The organism is Sporolactobacillus sp. CQH2019, from assembly GCF_028765345.1.
Lineage (GTDB): Bacteria > Bacillota > Bacilli > Bacillales > Sporolactobacillaceae > Sporolactobacillus.
The window spans coordinates 262,113-279,987 of record NZ_JARAJZ010000002.1 but is presented as its reverse complement, the minus strand read 5'-3'; the positions used below and the strand labels follow the sequence as shown (position 1 = coordinate 279,987).

The window sequence follows — 17,875 nt, the reverse complement described above, 5'->3', positions numbered from 1 at the left end:
GGCTGCGGCCGACCGAAAAAGGATGGCTCACGACCGAAAAACTGCCTGTGCCGACCGAAACCGAGTCCGAGTTGAGCGAAAAACCGGCTGAGAAGACCGAAACCATTGCTTCGGACCGATAACCCGGACGACCGAAAAATCTCTGAGAGAGAGGCGCAAAAAAAGCGCTGCTTCGTGAATAATGGAAGCAGCGTTTCTCATGATGCCATGTTGCCTGCATAGTAAGTTGCTTATTTCGACGTTTCAAGGTAAACAACGTGTGTCTGCAAGTATTCTTCAAGTCCGTGTTTTCCGTCGGCTCCGCCGATACCGGATTTTTTCCACCCGGCGTGGAAGCCCTGCATGGCTTCGAAGTTTTCACGGTTAATATAGGTTTCGCCGAAATGGAGGCGGCGGACGGCGATGAAGGCGTTCTCCAGATCTTTTGTATAGATAGAAGAGGTCAGTCCGAAATCGGAGTCGTTTGCGAGTTCGATCGCTTCGTCAAGTGTTGAGAATTCGGCAACCGGAATGACCGGTCCGAATGTCTCTTCGCGCATAATATCCATCTGATTGGTGACGTCGGTCAGGACGGTCGGTTCGAAGAAGTAGCCCCTGTCGAAGGCTCGTTTGCCGCCGGCAGCTAGCGTTGCGCCCTGTTTCACGGCACGGTCTACTTTATCGGTAACGCTTTCCAGAGCGTTCTTCTCAATCAGCGGTCCCATGTCCAGGTCGGCGTTCTCAGACGGATTGCCGTATTTGACCGCCTGCATGGCGGCGACGAGCTTTTCAGTAAAGACTTCCTTGATGTCGCTGTGGACATAAACACGTTCCGCGCAGTTGCACACCTGTCCGGTATTGATGACACGCGAAGCAACAATTGCTTTGACGGCGAGATCGAGGTCGGCGTCGTTCATCACGATGGCCGGCGCTTTTCCTCCCAGTTCCAGCGATACTTTTGTAACGTTCCTGGCTGCGGCCTCCATGATCTTCTGGCCGGCGGGGACGCTTCCGGTCAGGCTGACAATGCCGACCTTGCTGTTTTCTGCCAGTGCCCGGCCGACAACAGAGCCTCTGCCGGGAACCATATTGAATACGCCCTTCGGAAGGCCGGTCTCTTCAACAATCTGCGAAAAAACATAGGCATTCTCCGGTGTCTGCTGACTCGGTTTAATGACAATTGTATTGCCGGTGACCAGTGCCGGACCAGCCTTGCGCGCTATCAGAAAGAACGGGAAATTCCATGGGAGGATACCGGCTGCCACGCCGATCGGCTTTTTGAATAAAAAAATATTTTCGTTAGGCCGGTCGCTCTGGATAATTTCACCTTCATAGCGGCGCGCCCATTCCGCTGTATAGTCCAGATAGTCGGCGGTAAAAAGGACTTCTGTCTTTGCCAGGCCGCGCGTTTTTCCGCCTTCCCTGATCACGATATCGGTCAGCTCCGCCTCCCTTTTTCGAATACCGCCGGCGATCTTGTGCAGATAGTCGCCGCGTGCGACCGCCGGTGTCCTTTCCCATGATTTCTGCGCTTCATAAGCGGCGTCGACAGCCAGGTCTGCATCGGCGGCGCTGCTGTCGGGAATCCTTGAAATGACTTCTTCGGTTGAGGGATTGACAACATCGATCCATCTTTCAGCCTGAGATGCAACGAACGCTCCATTAATAAACGGCAGTATTTTTGTAACCATTTTTCTCCTCCTCAATATCCGGGATTTTTTCGACGGCGGTACAGTTGTTCCCGCTTGGATCAAACAATGGACAAAGAGAGATTTACATTTTGTAACGTAACATAATTTACAAATCAAAACAAACAAAACAACTTTAAAAATGAATTTTTATTGCATAATCATGAAATATATTGATTTTTTCTAAAAAACAGGGCAATATAATTGTTGAATGATAATTAATTCGGTTTCTTTATGTTGCATTCCCGGAAATCTCTGTTTATCATCAGATGATTTTATTGTTTTGTGAAAAAAATAACAAGGTGGAGGGATCAGTATGGCTGTCAGCCGAATCATTCTCAATGAGACGTCCTATTTTGGAAGCGGCGCTGTCACAAGAATCATTGATGAGGTGAAAAAGCGCGAGTTCAAAAAGGCTCTTGTCGTAACGGACAGAGATTTGATCAAATATAATGTTGCAACAAAAGTGACCGATCTGCTGGATAGAAACGGATTTGTCTACGACATTTTCGATCAGACGATTCCTAATCCAACACTGGAAGTTGTCCGAGACGGCCTGGCTGCGTTTAAAAAAGGAGGAGCCGATTATATCCTGGCTATCGGCGGCGGATCATCGATTGATACGGCGAAAGCGATTGGGATTATTGCCGCCAATCCTGAGCATGAAGATATTGTCAGCCTTGAAGGCGAACCGGGGACGCGCCATCCGAGCGTGCCGATTTTCGCCGTGCCGACGACGTCCGGCACGGCCGCAGAAGTGACCATCAATTACGTTATCACCGACAAAGCGCATCACCGTAAATTTGTCTGCGTCGATCCCCATGATATTCCGGTGGCCGCTTTTGTCGACAGCGATCTGATGATGGGTATGCCGAAATCGTTATGCGCGGCAACGGGCATGGATGCGCTGACGCATGCGATCGAGGGTTATATTACGAAAGGCGCCTGGGAAATGACGGATATGATGCATCTGAAGGCGATCGAAATTGTCGGACGCTCACTAAGGGACTCTGTGGCAGGAGATTCCAAGGCGAGGGAAGCCATGGCCCTTGGGCAGTATATTGCCGGTATGGGCTTCTCAAACGTCGGATTGGGGCTCGTACACGGGATGGCCCACCCGCTCAGCGCCTGGTATAATGTTCCGCACGGCGTCGCCTGTGCTGCGCTGCTCCCGACGATCATGGACTATAACAAGGATTATACCGGAGAAAAGTATCGGTCGATTGCGGCGGCCATGGGTGTGGCAGGTGCCGGCGATATGCCGCTGGAAGAGGCACGGGATCAGGCGGTCGCTGTCGTCCGCCGGCTTGGCAAAGATGTCGGCATTCCGCAGAACATCCGGGAGCTCGGAGTTAAGGAAGAAGACATTCCGGCAATTGCCAAGGATGCACTCATGGACGTCTGCACAGGCGGCAATCCGAGAGATACGACCATAGAGGACATCATCAATCTGTACCGGTCGTTGACCGCCGTTCACGATTGACGGGCATACCGGATGTAAAAAAGATCAGGCGGGAGTTTCCCGGCCTGATCCTTTTTTATGTGGATCTCTCCGCGGCAAAGGGAGAGGGTTTATGTGGGCAGCTGCTGATTCTTTTTTTCTTCGCCGGGCAGGCAGCCGAATTCTGCTTTGAACACTTTGTAAAAGTAAGTTTTATTTGAAAAGCCGGATTCCTGGGCAACGTCGCTGATCGGCAGGTCGGTCGTGTTCAGGAGCAGACGCGCCTGATAGAGACGCCTCTTAACAACTAACTGTGTAAAGGGCACACCGGTCAGCTTTTTGATCAGGTTGCCGAGGTATGTCTTGTTATAACCGAGCCGTACCGCTGCTTTGGATAAATTAATGTCTTTATAATTTTCCTCGATCAGCTTCAGCACGGGGATCATTTTTTTGTTGCGGCTCAGCGATTCGGCCGCTTCGGAAGAATTTCTTTGCGATTGACCGTACTCGCGGGCAAGTGATGTGAACAGAATCGGCAAATATAATTCGGCCATCGTGTTTGAATAGGTATCATTTGAAAAATATTCGGCAATCATATTTTTTAGAACAGCCGGAATTTCTTCGGATTGACCGCCGTTGAAGACAATGTATCGATCCGTGCCGCCGCTGTCTGTTTCCAGACTCAGCAAATAGCGGATCAGCGGGCTGCGGTTTTCCTTCATTTGGTTCAGCCACTCAATGGTCATCGCACTTTTTTTGAACAGAATATTGATCAGCAGATCTTCTTCGCCCAGAGCCTTAATTTCATGGCTGATTCCGGGGCCGATCAGGATCAGCCCGCCCTGCCGCAGTGTGACCGGCCGCTCTCCGATGATCTGGCAGCATGAACCGGAGAGCATATAGTTGAGTTCCGTGAACTGATGCGAATGCAGCGGGTAATCGGCAAACCGGTTGTGTTTACTGATATAAATATTCTGTTTTCTAAAAAAGTAATTATTTAACAATTCCAGCCTGTTATTTTTGATCCGGGTGGATGAATCCGGGATATCCGGAACAAACGTACCGTTTTTCATCTGTTCGATTTCAATTTTAGTGAATTTGAACAATTTATCTGCGATTGCTTTTGAATGGTTATTATTCATGTTTTATTTCTCCCGTTTATGTTTATTTGATACTATTTACCTTTGATATTGTCATTGTACCACAACGGTGCTTATTGTTTAATAATAGACGTAAGCGCTTACTACTATGGGCATTTCAGGAGGCGGAATTGATGAGCGACTCAAGTGTCGTAGCGGAAAAGAAAAGCTGGAAGGCGACGGCCTCGGTATCGTTAACAAACTATCTGGATTCGGGGTCCATCGTTGCCGGCGCCAGCGGCCTGACTTTATGGGCGAAAGATCTGAATCTGAGCAGCCTTCAGGTCGGTTTGCTCGGCGCAATCAGTGCCAACGCTTTTGGATCGGCCGTCGGCGCGCTGATCGGCGGACGACTGGCGGATAAATACGGCCGCAAGTTGATTTACACATACAACATGTTGGTTTATATGCTTGGTGTGGTTATTATTATGTTTTCGATGAACTTTCCGATGCTGCTGGCCGGATTCTTTATTACCGGGGTTGCTGTCGGCATCGGCGTCCCGGCATCCTGGACGTATATTTCCGAAATCTCGGATGAAACCAACCGGGCAAAGCATATCGGCGTTTCACAGTTTGCCTGGTCGTGCGGCCCGGCGATTATCTTCATCCTCGGTATTATTTTCTCGCCGCTCGGCCTGCTCGGCAACCGAATTATCTTCGGCTCACTCTTTATTGTTGCCTTCATAGCCTGGCTGCTGCAGCGGCAGCTCAATGAATCGAAGATCTGGGAAGAAGAGAAGAAAAAGCAAGCTGCAGGCAATGCTGTTAAAAAGGCTCATCCTTATAAACGGCTTTTTGCGAACGCTGTCAGCTTCAAATCGCTGCTGTTCCTGGTCGGTGTCTATATGTTCTGGAATTTGGTTGCCGGTGCGATGGGCTTCTTCATGCCTTACGTCTATTCAACGGTCGGCGGGCTGTCCAATCTTCAGGCTAACCTGCTCCAGGCCGTTCTGTGGGTATTCACGGCCGTGGCAACCTACGCTCTGTTCGTTCCGCTTGGCGATAAAGTCAGCCAGCGCGCCCTGTTCTTTGCCGGTGCGGCGCTCGCTCTGATCTCCTGGGTGGTTCTGACTTATTTCCACATGAGCTGGCCGGCACTTTGGGTGTTTGTTGTTACATGGGGCGTGTCCGCAGGCATCGGTGCCCAGGCATTCTACGCTCTATGGGCGACGGAGCTCTTCCCGACGGATGTGCGCGGCGCTTCCCAAGGGATTATGTTCTTCCTTGTCCGCGGCAGCGCCGGTATCTGGTCGATAATTTTCCCGACCATTCTGACCTCGCTCGGATTTACGGTCGCCGGGACTTTTATGATCGTCCTGCTGCTGATTTCACTCCTGATCGGCGTCATCTGGACACCGAATACACGAGGCAAATCCTTGCAGCAAATTACGGAAGAACGCTACGGGAAAAATGGAGAAAGCTGAATCAATGGCCGGTCGGTTTTAGCCAATGCATGGATTCAGTTCAGAGGTGATCGTTTTATGAATGATTATATTGCAATAGACATCGGCGCTTCCAGCGGACGGCTGATTCTGGGGCAGAAGAATGAGCAGAATAAGCTGGAATTGAAAGAAATTCATCGCTTTGTCAATGGATTTACAAAGGAAAACGGACATGATCACTGGGCGATTGACCAGTTGATCCATGAGATATTTGTCGGCCTCGAAAAAGCGAAGAAACAAGGGGTCGTGAAGGCGAAAGTCGGGATTGACACGTGGGCCGTCGATTATGTTCTGGTCGGCATGGACGGACACAAGATCCAGAACCCGATCAGTTATCGGGATCAGCGAACCCGCCACGCCATTGAAGAACTGACGCTGGATCTGCCCAAAGAATATATTTATAAAAAAACCGGCATTCAGTTTCTCGAACTCAACACGCTGTATCAATTGTATAAAGAAAACAAGGAAGATCTGAAGAAAACGGACAGGATCCTGATGATTCCGGATTATATCGGTTACGTCCTGACCGGCAATGCCGTGGCAGAGGTGACCAATGCCTCGACCACACAGATGCTCAATCTGCGTGAGGGACTGTTCGACAAAGATTTGCTGGCTAAAGTCAATGTTTATCCGGAACAATTTCCGAAACTGGTTGAATCGGGAAGCATTCTCGGGCCGATTCGTCACAAATGGCATCTTCAATACGACCTTCCCGACTGTGAAGTGATCACGGTTGCCACGCATGATACGGCATCGGCCGTTGTCGGCACGCCGGGGCAGGGGGATGACTGGGCGTTTCTCAGTTCGGGCACCTGGTCGCTGCTTGGAAAAGAATTGAATGTTCCTGAAAACGGTCCGGAAGCGTTCAGGGAAAATTATACCAATGAATGGGGCGCTTACGGCACGTACCGCTTTCTGAAAAATATAATGGGGCTTTGGATCGTTCAGAGCATCCGCCGCGAACAGAACAACCAGTATTCGTTTGCCGAAATGGCCGCCCAGGCGGAACAGGTCGAGCCCTTCCAGCAGTTTATCAATATTAACGACGAGCGTTTCACCAACCCGGACAGTATGATCGAAGAAATTCGGGCCTATTGCCGGGAAACGGGTCAGAAGGTTCCGCAGACAACGGGTGAACTGGTTTCGGCTGCCTACGGCAATCTCGCACTGTTTTATGCAAACGAATTGGAAAAACTGGCTATAATTGTGCGGCATCCGATTCATGTGCTTCATATTGTCGGCGGCGGAAGCAATATCGATTTTCTCAATCAGATGACGAGCACACTGGCGGGGATGACGGTCAAAGCCGGCCCTTCAGAGGCGACGGCGATCGGCAATCTGCTTGTGCAGATGATCAGCTCCGGCGAAATCGGGGATCTTGCTGAAGCAAGAGAACTGGTCGCCCGTTCGTTTGCGATCAAGACTTATAAACCGCAGAAAGGCCGATACGTCAACGTATTGGAAAATTATAAAACGTTTATTCAGGGAAGGTGATGTTCATGACCAGAATCGGTCAGATCATGTATCTGTATAAGGAGTTCTATGACGAATACCAGAAACGCCATGCCAATCTGTGGCCGGAAATGAAAAAAGAACTGAAGGATCACGGTGCGACGAATTATTCGATTTTCCTGAACAAAGAAAACGGTGAGTTGTTTGCTTATCTTGAAGTACCCGATGCGGCCCGGTACAACGAAATTGCCGATACTGAGATCTGCAAAAAATGGTGGGCGTATATGAAACCGCTGATGAAAACAAATCCGGATAACAGTCCGGTGGCTCTGGATCTGGACGAAGTTTTTCACCTTGACTGATCATCTGAATGCAACAAAAAGAAGGGGAGTATCTTTATGAACGAGACAGTCACTCAGGCCTATAAACTGGCTAAGGAACGTTATACAGCAATCGGTGTTGATACAGAAAAAGCGATCGAAGCGTTGAAAAAAGTGAAATTGTCCCTTCACTGCTGGCAGGGCGACGACGTTCTCGGCTATCTGTTTCCGGATCAGACTCTGACCGGCGGCATTTCCGTCAGCGGCAATTATCCGGGCCGTGCACGTTCAGTCGACGAGCTGCAGAAAGATCTGAGCAAGGCGCTGTCCGTTATTCCGGGCAAGCATAAGGTTCAGCTGCACAGCATCTATGCCGACACGGATGAAAAGGTGGATCTGAATGAACTGGAACCGCGCCACTTCCAATCCTGGGTCGACTGGGCCAAGGAACAGGGCGTCGGGCTCGATATGAACGGCACCTTCTTCTCGCATCCGAAATCGGCGAGCGGCTTTACACTAGCGAGCGCCGATAAGGAGATCCGCGATTTCTGGATCGAAGTCGGCAAAAGCAGCCGCAAAATCGCCGAATACTTCGGCAAAGAATTAGGCCAGCAGTCGGTCAACAACTTCTGGATTCCGGACGGCTATAAGGACAATCCGATTGATAAGCTGTCGCCGCGTCTGCGCCTGATTGATTCGCTTGACGAAATCATGAAAGAGAAAATTCCGGAAGCCTACACGATCGAGGCGGTTGAAGGCAAGCTGTTCGGTACAGGTGTGGAGTCCTATACGGTCGGATCGCATGAATTTTATGAGGCCTATGCGCTGACACGCGGCAAACTGTGGACCATCGATGCCGGGCATTTCCATCCGACCGAAGACGTCTCCGACAAATTTTCGGCCTTCCTGCCGTTCGGCAAAGGGCTGATGCTGCACGTTTCCCGTCCGGTGCGCTGGGACAGCGACCATGTGGTCATTCTTGACGATGCGCTGATTCGGATTACCCGTTCCCTTGTCCGCGACAATGAACTGGATAAAACGAATATCGGACTGGACTTCTTTGATGCCACGATCAACCGCCTGGCTGCCTGGATCGTCGGAGCGCGCGACACACTGAAAGCCCTGCTGATGGCTTTCCTGTCGCCTATTGACGATCTGAAAAAAGCGGAACTGGAGGGCGATTATACCAAACGGCTGGCTCTGACTGAAGAACTGAAATCATATCCGTTCGGTGCCGTCTGGGATTATTACTGCCAAGAGAGCGATGTTCCTGTCGGCGCCGAATGGCTTGAGGAAATTCGCCGCTATGAAAAAGATGTTCTGATTAACAGATAACCGTACCGGGAGGAATGAAAGCAATGACCAAATTTATGGAATCACCCTATGTTAAAGAATTCGCTAAGATTACCTTCCGCCTCTACGAACACGGGTGGGACGAGCGCAACGGCGGCAATGTCAGCTACCGTCTGACGGGAGAAGAAGTAGCGCCGTACGAAGATACGAAAACCGCTCTGCGTCATATTCCGATTGATTTTGACGGAAAAGATCTGGCGGGTATGTACTTCCTTGTCACAGGCACCGGACGGTATTTAAAAAATATTATTGATTTCCCGGAACGGGACACCGGACTCGTCCGCATCGCCGAGGACGGAAAGAGTGTCGACCTGCTTTGGGGGCTGAATGACGGCGGACAGCCGACAAGCGAATTCCCGACCCATCTGATGGGACACAAGGTGCGGCTGAAACACGATAAAAATCAACGTGTGATCATGCACTGTCATCCGACCCATCTGATCGCGATCACATTTACACAAAAGCTGGATGAACGTGCGATCTCAAGAATTCTGTGGAAGATGCAGTCGGAATCGCTGGTTGTTTTTCCGGAAGGTGTCGGGATCATTCCATGGATGGTGCCCGGAACGACGACGATCGGCGAAGCAACCGCCGCTAAGATGGAAAGCTTCCGCTCGGTCATCTGGCCGCAGCACGGTGTGTTTGCTTCGGGAAACTCGATCGATGAGGCGTTCGGATTGATTGAGACGCTTGAAAAGGCCGCTCAGATCTGGTCCGTCATTCAGCAGCAGGGCGGCGAAATCAAACAGGCCATTACCGATCAGGAGCTAAGCGATTTAGCCCGGGCGTTTCATGTCATTCCGCGTGAAGGTTATCTGGATGTCTGAGCGCTTTATAAATAATTAAGCCTGAAAAAGTGCAGCCTCGTTTCGCGATGAACGAGGCTGCACTTTTATTTTTTCAAAATTAATCTTTATTTTATATTGTTTTTGATTATTTATTGAGAAATATCCCTATTTATTATAAAATAAATGAATTAAACAAAGAAAAACAGAAAAGCAAAAGGCGGACACGAGTCGGCAAAAATAGTTAAGGAGGATTTTTATGCTTGCTTTTGAACGGCAGGAGGGAATTAAAAATGAACTCTTGAAAAAGAAAAAAGTGTTCGTTTCCGAACTCGCTGTGTCTTTTAGCGTCACAGAAGAGACGATTCGCCGTGATTTGGAAAAAATGGAACAGAAGGGCCTATGTACGCGTATCTACGGCGGTGCATTTCTGAATTCCCATACAAACGAAGAAATTCCATATAAAGAGCGCCACACGATAAACCAGAAGGAGAAGCAGTACATCGCGCAAAGAGTCTCCCATTTGATTAAAGACGGCGATTCCCTGGTTGTCGATTCATCCTCGACAGGACTGGCAGTCATTCATGAATTGTATAAGCAGAAAAAAAATCTGACTATCTTAACGAGTTCAATCGAAGCGCTTCGCCTTGGATCGACTCATGATCAGCAAATGATTTCGACGGGCGGCAGTCTGCGCCCCTTTTCCTTTTCACTGGTCGGCTCGGAAGCCATGGATACAGTTAAGAGGTACAACGTCGACGCGGCGATCCTCGGCTGCAAGGGAGTAGCGCTTGAAAGGGGAATTACGGAATCGAACAGTTTTGATGCGGACGTGAAAAAGGTCATGATCGCCCAGGCCAATAAAATTATCATTGTGGCCGATCATGACAAATTTGATCAGGTTGCTTTATTGAATCTGCTTTCGCTTGAGAAAGTCGATTATCTTGTCACGGATAGAAAGCCTTCCGATGAATGGCTTGATTTTACGCGAGAACACCAGATCGAGTTAATCTATTGACAGCTGCGAAAATCCTGATTCGGCTGTCAGATGATACTTTAGGCGTTCCGTCTGCTTTTTTGTCGGGAGGTTCCGCACAAGGGATACTGTCGTAATGACTACATAGCGAGTTTACACGGAATATGGGTTAATCTATTATTAAATGGATACTTGAGCGAGAATTTCATGAAGTCGTTCATCCTTGATGAGTTGGGTGATTCGGAGAGACTTTGACCTGATTCGGAGCGCGCTGAGTGCAATTCGGTGCGAGTTTGGCGTGATTTGGATCGATTGTTCAATTCGGTACAGTTTTTAAATGTTTCAGTGTGACATTTTGGCGTTTGGGTGCGTCTGTCGCACGGTTCGGAGCAACTACTCCTTTTTAGAGCGGCTTTACGACGAGCTGATTAATAAAATTTAGTTGGTGAAGAACCTTAATTGATTTATAATAAACTTAAATACGATATTAGGAGTTGAAACCTTTTAACGGTGTCTGTGATTCTGAAGAAAACAGTAGCTCAGAGCGAACGTTAATTGGGAGCCCATGCCTGAACAGAAGCCTTATGGAACAGTTATTCTCCGTGCCAAACAGATTTTGGATTTTTTAGAGCAGCAGAGTCGTCCCATGAATCTGCAGGAAATCTATACATCTTTGCAAACCAGCAAATCCACCGTTTTGAAAATATTAAATACGCTTTGTTTGGTCGGTTACGTCAAACGGGATGAAGGGACAAAAAGATACACGCTGGGGATCAAAATGATCAGCTACGGAGAAGCCGCCCGTAAATCATTCAGTATCGTCGAATTTGCCGAACCCTACCTTGTGGCTTTGAATGAGGAATTGGGGGAAACGATTCATTTAGGCGTATTTGATCACGATCAGATTGTTTATGTTAAAAAGATAAACAGCAAAGGAAAAATCATTTTGCGTTCTCAGGTCGGCCATTCCATTGATCTTTACTGCTCGGCAATGGGAAAAGCCTATCTTGCGGAACAGGATAAGCAAACGGTTCTAGATTATTTTCACCGTGTTAAGCTGATAAAAAGGTCGAGAAATACTATAACCGATCCGGATCGGCTGCTTGAGAATCTGGAAGAAATCAGACAATGCGGCTATGCGACGGATAACGAAGAAAATGAAGACGAGATTTACTGTATCGGTACGGTCATTAAACATCAGGGCAGGATAGAGGGCCTGATGAGTGTCAGTACGCCTGTCTTTCGAATCAACGAGGAAAAGAAAAAGAAGATTATCGCTTTATTAAAAAAAGCACGACTGGAAATTGAAAGCAAGATGAATGCGTAGAAATTTTGGCTGGTAACGGATCCGCCGTTTTCGGCTTTCGTGAACCATAAAAAATATCTGATCTCTAAAAGCAGCTTTCTGCCCGTTCGGGGGTAGAAAGCTGCTTTGTTTTCCCATTGAGAGGATTCCGATTTTAAACGAACATTCCGGTGAGAAATAAAATGAAAAGGTTTACGAAGTATAGTGCATGCACTATAATAAAGATGAAAATCTATTATATATAAATGCAATTTATTAAATAGAAACGGCAGGAGGTTTTCATAATGCAGAAGATCGCTGTTTTAACGGCACTGGAAAAGAACGGAATTGTTGCGGTTTTACGTGCCGAATCGGCTGAAAAAGCATTGAAAATTGCGGATGCGCTTGTTGCCGGGGGCGTCAAAAGTATTGAACTGACGTTCACAGTGCCGGGTGCCGTTCAGGCGATTGAAAATTTAGCGAAAGAATATGCGGACGACGGGGGAGTCGTGATCGGCGCCGGTACCGTCCTTGATGCTCATGCGGCGCATGATGCAATCACAGCCGGTGCAAAATTTGTTGTCGCTCCGACGTTTGATCGGGAAACGGCCGAACTTTGCAATTTATATCAGATCCCTTATATTCCGGGATGCATGACAGTCAATGAAATGAAAACGGCGATGAAAGCCGGATCGGACTTAGTTAAGTTTTTTCCAAGCGATGTGCTGGGTCCGGCCTTTATTAAGGATGTCAAGGCGCCTCTTCCGCAATTGGAGATCATGCCATCCGGCGGAGTCAATCTCGATAATCTGGCCGACTGGTATCAGGCGGGCTGTAAAGTCATCGGTGTCGGCGGAAGCCTGCTGAAACCGGCGAAAACGAATCAATTTGATAAAGTAACGGAAACGGCCAAGGCATTCGCGCAACGGTACAGACAGTTGAGTGGTCGGCATGCCTAAGATTCTGGCGCTTGGCGAAATCTTGCTCCGGCTTTCGACGGATGTCGGTGAGCTGTTAAACAGCAGCCGACAGCTAAATGCCAATTATGGGGGTTCGGAGGCCAATGTAGCCTCCATCCTGTCCAATTTCGGCCATTCGGTTGTTTTCGCCAGTAAATTGCCGGATTCCCCGCTGGGTATGGCCGCTTTAAGAGTTTTACACGCCAATCAGGTAGATACGTCGGCAGTATTGTTCGGCGGCGAACGGATCGGCATTTATTTCTTGGAGCAGGGAAATAGTCTGCGTTTTTCCAGGGTAATTTATGACCGCAAGGCTTCTTCTATCTGCGAGATGAACATGAGTGAGTGGGATCTGGACAAACTTTTTGCCGATGTCTCGCTGTTCCACATATCGGGAATCACTTTTGCCTTATCTGAAGCGTGGCATCTTAATGGGCAGAAATTAGTGCAGGCTGCCTATGAGCGTGGCATTCCGGTCAGTTTCGATATCAATTTCCGGCAGGCGATGTGGTCGCTGGAAACAGCCAGAAAGTCGATTTGCCCGATTTTGCCGATGATTACGTATTGCTGTGCCAATTATCTGGACGCGCATAATTTCTTTGGGATAGATTCGGCCCAGGCGCGTCCGGAACAGATGGAGGCTTGTTATCGCCGGATTGCCGATAAATATCCGAATATCCGGGCGCTTTATGCGACTAATCGTCATGTTTTCTCCACATCGAATAATGAATTGCAGGGAATTCTTTGGAAAGACGGTCATTTTGTCCAATCGAAAAATTATCGGCTGTTTCCGATAGTGGATCGGATCGGCGGCGGAGATGCTTTTGTAGCCGGGATTCTGCACGGAATATTGACAGAGAGGCCGGCGGAAGTTATTCTTCCGTTTGCGATGGCTGCTTCACTGCTTAAACATACGATCAGTGGGGACTGGATTTCGCTTTCCGCCCGGGATATCCAGACATGGCTGGATTCACCGAATAGTGAGGTGAAGCGATAAACGCTTTACACGTGAAAAAGTTCCTTCCTTATTAATAGTCTATTGCTGCATGACCAAGATTCCGGATAGAAGCTGACTATCCGGAGTTTTTATTTCAGAGAGTCAATACAGTCGATATGTGTTTAAACTGTTTTTGGCAAGTAGAAAATGCATGTTTCGGCAATTCAATTAATTTTATAATTCTCATTTGTTAAATATCATAAATGGCTTGACATGGAGCCTCTGCGGATACAGTTCTACTGCAAAAGCTGCAGGCACATTGGTTTTGCACGGCCTATCAGCCTACTGCATCCGCCTCTCCATGTAAAGCCGTGCATTGAACTTATTATAATCTGCTAATTGCCAAATGCTACATTCCTTAATTGCCATTAACATTTAAACGTATTGATCTTAATATGGAACTTTTCAATGTCCTCTCATAACGTCAGCGATGGCGATATGCTTCAGCTATCCATGTACACCCTATTTTTGAAATCATGTTATTTAGAAATAAAAAGCATCTTCCGACCATTATTGTTTTGCCGGAAGGTGCTTTTGTTCTATATGCATGCCAGAATCAGTCGGTATACGCCGTACAGTGGAGTAATTGTTCTGCGTTTTGTACTCTTTCCCGGGTCGGCGGTTCGATGTCTTCCAGCCGATAGCGGATGCCCATCTGATGATATTTTGCTACCCCCATGGTGTGATAGGGAAGAACTTCGACCCTCCGGACGTTGCCAAGTGTCCGGATGAAACGGTCCAGGCAGATGAGATCTTCATCAAAATCCGTTCGTCCGGGAACAAGGACGTGGCGGATCCAGACCGGTTTATTAATATCCGAGAGATAGCGGCACATGTCGAGAATGTTATCATTCGGGAAACCGGTCAGCTGGCGATGCTTCTCCGGATCGATCTCCTTGATGTCCACCAGCAAGAGATCGGTGACGGCCATCAACTGCCTGAATTTGCCGAAAAAAGGCTCTGTACGTGTGAAAGGCTGCCCCGCAGTATCCAGGCAGGTATGGATACCAAGGGCCTTAGCCTTTCTGAACAGATCAAGGGCAAAGTCCGTCTGAAGAAGCACTTCGCCGCCGCTGATCGTTATGCCGCCTTCCGTTCCCCAGAAATTCCTGTAGGGAAGAGCTTTCTCAAGCACCTCGTCAGCGCTCATCTTTGTGCCGACCTGTGTTTTCCATGTATCCGGATTATGGCAGTACTGGCAGCGCATGCGGCATCCCTGGACAAAAACGACAAAACGGATGCCCGGCCCGTCGACTGCGCCGAAGCTCTCTGTCGAATGAATATAGCCGTAAACTGTGCGTTTTTCTGTTTTGTTGTTTTGCATAGTTTGTATAGCCATCCTCTCGGATCTTCATCAAATCAATCAATCACAGCACGAGTCAGCCAGGGTCAAATTCTTTCATGGAATGTACGGGAAATGACATCATCCTGCTGTTCCTTGGTCAGATCGGCAAAATAGACACAATATCCTGAAACACGAATAGTCAGTGTCGGATATTTTTCCGGATGCTTCTGCGCGTCAATCAAGGTCTCACGTTTAAACACATTGATATTCAAATGATGGCCTTTATTTTCCATATAGCCGTCGATCATATGAACGAGTGTGTTTGTACGTGTTTCCGGTTCTGCACCAAGCGTTGCCGGTGTGACGGCAAAAGTATTGGAAATACCGTCAGTCGCGTACTGATAGGGCAGTTTGGCGACGGAAAGCAGTGAAGCAAGGGCACCGTTTGTCTCAGCACCATAATAGGGATTGGCACCGGGTGCAAAAGGCTGCCCCTGCTCGCGGCCGTTCGGAGTCGAGCCGGTATTCTTGCCGTAAACTACATTTGAGGTGATGGTCAGGACGGATGTCGAAAGCGTTGCGCCTCGATAGAGATGGTGCTTCGCCATCTTAGTATAAAGCTTTTTAACGAGCGATACGGCAATTTCGTCGGTCCGGTCATCATTATTTCCGTATTTCGGATAATCTTTTTCCGCTTTATAATCAATGGCGATCCCCTGTTCATCGCGGAACGCGCGGACCCGTCCGTATTTTATGGCCGAAATCGAATCTGCGGCAACGGACAATCCGGAAATGCCGGTCGCAAAGGTGCGGTTCAGTTTCGTATTCTTCAGAGCCATCTGGGCGGATTCATAATAGTATTTGTCATGCATGTAATGAATGACATTCAGCGAATTGACATAAACATCCGCCAGCCAATCGAGAATCGGATCCAGCTTTTTCTCAAATTCATCGAAGTCAATGTATTCGGATTGGATCGGTTCATAAGCCGGACCTACCTGCTGCTTCGTTATTTCATCAACCCCGCCGTTAATCGTGTAAAGCACTGCTTTGGCGAGATTGGCACGGGCACCGAAAAACTGCATGCCGTCAGCTACCGGCTGTGCGGAAACGCAGCAGGCGATTGCGTAGTAATCGGTTCCCCATTGTGTCCGCATCAGGTCGTCATTTTCATACTGAATCGTTGAGCTGTCGATCGAAACCCTGGCAGCATAGCGCTTGAAGTTCTCCGGAAGCTGTTTCGACCAGAGCAGTGTAATATTCGGTTCAGGTGCAGGCCCCATATTGGCCAGTGTATGGAGAAAACGGTATGATGTTTTGGTGGCCATGTGCCGTCCGTCCATAGCCATGCCGGCAAGAGACAGGGTGGCCCAAACCGGATTGCCGGAGTACAGCGAATTATATTCCGGTGTGCGGATAAAGGAAACCATCCTCAGTTTCATTGTAAACTGATCGATAAGTTCCTGAGCTCCCTGTTCGTTTAAAACGCCGTCCTTCAAGTCACGTTCAATATAAATATCCAGAAATGCGTCAATCCGTCCGATCGACATGGCGGCACCGTTCTGCTGCTTAATAGAGGCCAGATAGCCGAAATAGATCCACTGAATCGCTTCCTGTGCATTTCGCGCGGGCTTCGAGATATCGAATCCGTAGCTCTCGGCCAGTTCCTTCATTTGCTGCAGCGCACGGTACTGTTCGCAGATTTCTTCACGCAGCTGGATGACGTCGTTTGTCATTTCTCCGTCGCCGGTATTATTAAAATCTTTCTGTTTCTGTTTCAGCAGACGATCGATGCCGTACAGCGCGATCCGCGGAAAGTCGCCGATCAGCCGCCCGCGCCCATAGGCATCCGGAAGGCCGGTAATAATTTTATTGTGCCGGCACTTGCGCATCTGGGCGTCATACACATCAAATACTCCTTGATTGTGCGTCTTACGATAATCATTAAAAATGTGGTCGATTTCCGGATCAATGTCCAGCCCATAGGATTCCAGCGCTTCTTTGGCCATGCGAATCCCTCCGAAGGGCATCAGAGCTTTCTTCAGCGGTTTGTCTGTCTGCAGGCCGACAATTTTCTCCAGCTCCTTATCAAGATAACCCGGTTTGTGAGACGTGATAGTAGAAACCACTTTCGTATCCGCTTCGAGCAAACCGCCGGCCTCGCGCTCCTTAAGTTTCAGTGCGAGAAGTTTGTTATTCAGCGTTGTTGTCGCATCGGTCGGACGGGTTAAAAAGGATTCATCTCCGTCATAAGCTTTATAGTTATTGAAGATAAAATCACGAACGTCGATTTCTTTTTGCCAGCTCTTGCCCTGAAAGCCTTTCCAAAACGGAACAGCCACATCTGACTCGGTTATTGCCATTTTCATCCCTCCCGGATAAAATTTCTTTTACAGAACCATTATATCTTATTTGGAAATATAATGCCATGGATTTTTTCAAAATGATCCACATTAGACGGTGTTTCTCAAACCGAAAATCTGCTCACGATTTTTCAAGTGCTGCGTCGTTGCACGGCTGGCAGGCAGACGACGGAAAAAGTACCTCCTTTCGCTTAAACTTGTCTCAAGATGCATGGGAATTCCCCCCGAACTCGGAGAAAATTGTTCTAGGCATTCCAGAGATGCCTCATTTTTTGATTCATCCCCGGATGAGTACAAAAAAACTATGAGTATCTCTTTAGCTCATTTTCCGGCTGTGCCGTTAAATGATGATCGACTTTTCCTGAGACCGTCAATCTCTCGAGAGACGGAAAACGCGTCCGCAATCAATAA

14 protein-coding genes are annotated in these 17,875 nt (G+C 48.4%); 10 read left to right on the top strand and 4 right to left on the bottom strand.

Annotated features, from left to right (window positions below; genetic code table 11):
- Positions 1-230: 230 nt before the first annotated feature.
- Complete coding sequence (gene aldA / locus OYT88_RS04255) at positions 231-1,670, bottom strand: aldehyde dehydrogenase (RefSeq protein WP_274398159.1); 1,440 nt, start codon at positions 1,668-1,670, stop codon at positions 231-233.
- A 313-nt stretch (positions 1,671-1,983) separates the two neighbouring features.
- Between aldA and fucO the strand changes: the two genes are divergently transcribed.
- Positions 1,984-3,150, top strand: a complete 1,167-nt coding sequence (fucO, locus tag OYT88_RS04250) for a lactaldehyde reductase (protein WP_274398158.1) — start codon at positions 1,984-1,986, stop codon at positions 3,148-3,150.
- 89 nt (positions 3,151-3,239) lie between these two features.
- Here fucO and OYT88_RS04245 read toward each other — a convergent pair whose 3' ends face one another.
- On the bottom strand, positions 3,240-4,250 hold the full coding sequence (locus OYT88_RS04245) for an AraC family transcriptional regulator (RefSeq protein WP_274398157.1): 1,011 nt from the start codon (positions 4,248-4,250) through the stop codon (positions 3,240-3,242).
- 131 nt (positions 4,251-4,381) lie between these two features.
- Between OYT88_RS04245 and OYT88_RS04240 the strand changes: the two genes are divergently transcribed.
- From OYT88_RS04240 to OYT88_RS04200, 9 genes are all read left to right on the top strand, one after another.
- Entirely contained in the window at positions 4,382-5,671 is a 1,290-nt protein-coding gene (locus tag OYT88_RS04240; RefSeq protein ID WP_274398156.1) for an MFS transporter, read from the top strand.
- A gap of 57 nt (positions 5,672-5,728) precedes the next feature.
- Positions 5,729-7,183 (top strand): rhamnulokinase, encoded by a 1,455-nt coding sequence (gene rhaB / locus OYT88_RS04235; RefSeq protein WP_274398155.1) that lies wholly within the window; start codon positions 5,729-5,731, stop codon positions 7,181-7,183.
- A 5-nt stretch (positions 7,184-7,188) separates the two neighbouring features.
- Entirely contained in the window at positions 7,189-7,503 is a 315-nt protein-coding gene (gene rhaM / locus OYT88_RS04230) for an L-rhamnose mutarotase (RefSeq protein ID WP_274398154.1), read from the top strand.
- Positions 7,504-7,539: 36 nt separating this feature from the next.
- On the top strand, positions 7,540-8,796 hold the full coding sequence (locus OYT88_RS04225; protein ID WP_274398153.1) for an L-rhamnose isomerase: 1,257 nt from the start codon (positions 7,540-7,542) through the stop codon (positions 8,794-8,796).
- 23 nt (positions 8,797-8,819) lie between these two features.
- Positions 8,820-9,641 (top strand): rhamnulose-1-phosphate aldolase, encoded by an 822-nt coding sequence (gene rhaD / locus OYT88_RS04220; protein ID WP_274398152.1) that lies wholly within the window; start codon positions 8,820-8,822, stop codon positions 9,639-9,641.
- 217 nt (positions 9,642-9,858) lie between these two features.
- Positions 9,859-10,617 (top strand): DeoR/GlpR family DNA-binding transcription regulator, encoded by a 759-nt coding sequence (locus OYT88_RS04215; protein ID WP_274398151.1) that lies wholly within the window; start codon positions 9,859-9,861, stop codon positions 10,615-10,617.
- 523 nt (positions 10,618-11,140) lie between these two features.
- On the top strand, positions 11,141-11,902 hold the full coding sequence (locus OYT88_RS04210; RefSeq protein WP_274398150.1) for an IclR family transcriptional regulator: 762 nt from the start codon (positions 11,141-11,143) through the stop codon (positions 11,900-11,902).
- 263 nt (positions 11,903-12,165) lie between these two features.
- Positions 12,166-12,819, top strand: coding sequence for a bifunctional 4-hydroxy-2-oxoglutarate aldolase/2-dehydro-3-deoxy-phosphogluconate aldolase (locus OYT88_RS04205; RefSeq protein ID WP_274398149.1), 654 nt, complete (start codon positions 12,166-12,168; stop codon positions 12,817-12,819).
- Positions 12,812-13,816, top strand: coding sequence for a sugar kinase (locus tag OYT88_RS04200; RefSeq protein ID WP_274398148.1), 1,005 nt, complete (start codon positions 12,812-12,814; stop codon positions 13,814-13,816). The genes OYT88_RS04205 and OYT88_RS04200 overlap by 8 nt, the downstream gene beginning before the upstream one ends.
- A gap of 556 nt (positions 13,817-14,372) precedes the next feature.
- On the opposite strand, the gene pflA is transcribed toward OYT88_RS04200, so the two are convergent.
- Both pflA and pflB read right to left on the bottom strand, forming a co-directional pair.
- Positions 14,373-15,140, bottom strand: a complete 768-nt coding sequence (gene pflA, locus OYT88_RS04195) for a pyruvate formate-lyase-activating protein (RefSeq protein WP_274398147.1) — start codon at positions 15,138-15,140, stop codon at positions 14,373-14,375.
- A gap of 65 nt (positions 15,141-15,205) precedes the next feature.
- Positions 15,206-17,470, bottom strand: a complete 2,265-nt coding sequence (pflB, locus tag OYT88_RS04190; RefSeq protein WP_443029682.1) for a formate C-acetyltransferase — start codon at positions 17,468-17,470, stop codon at positions 15,206-15,208.
- Positions 17,471-17,875 lie beyond the last annotated feature (405 nt).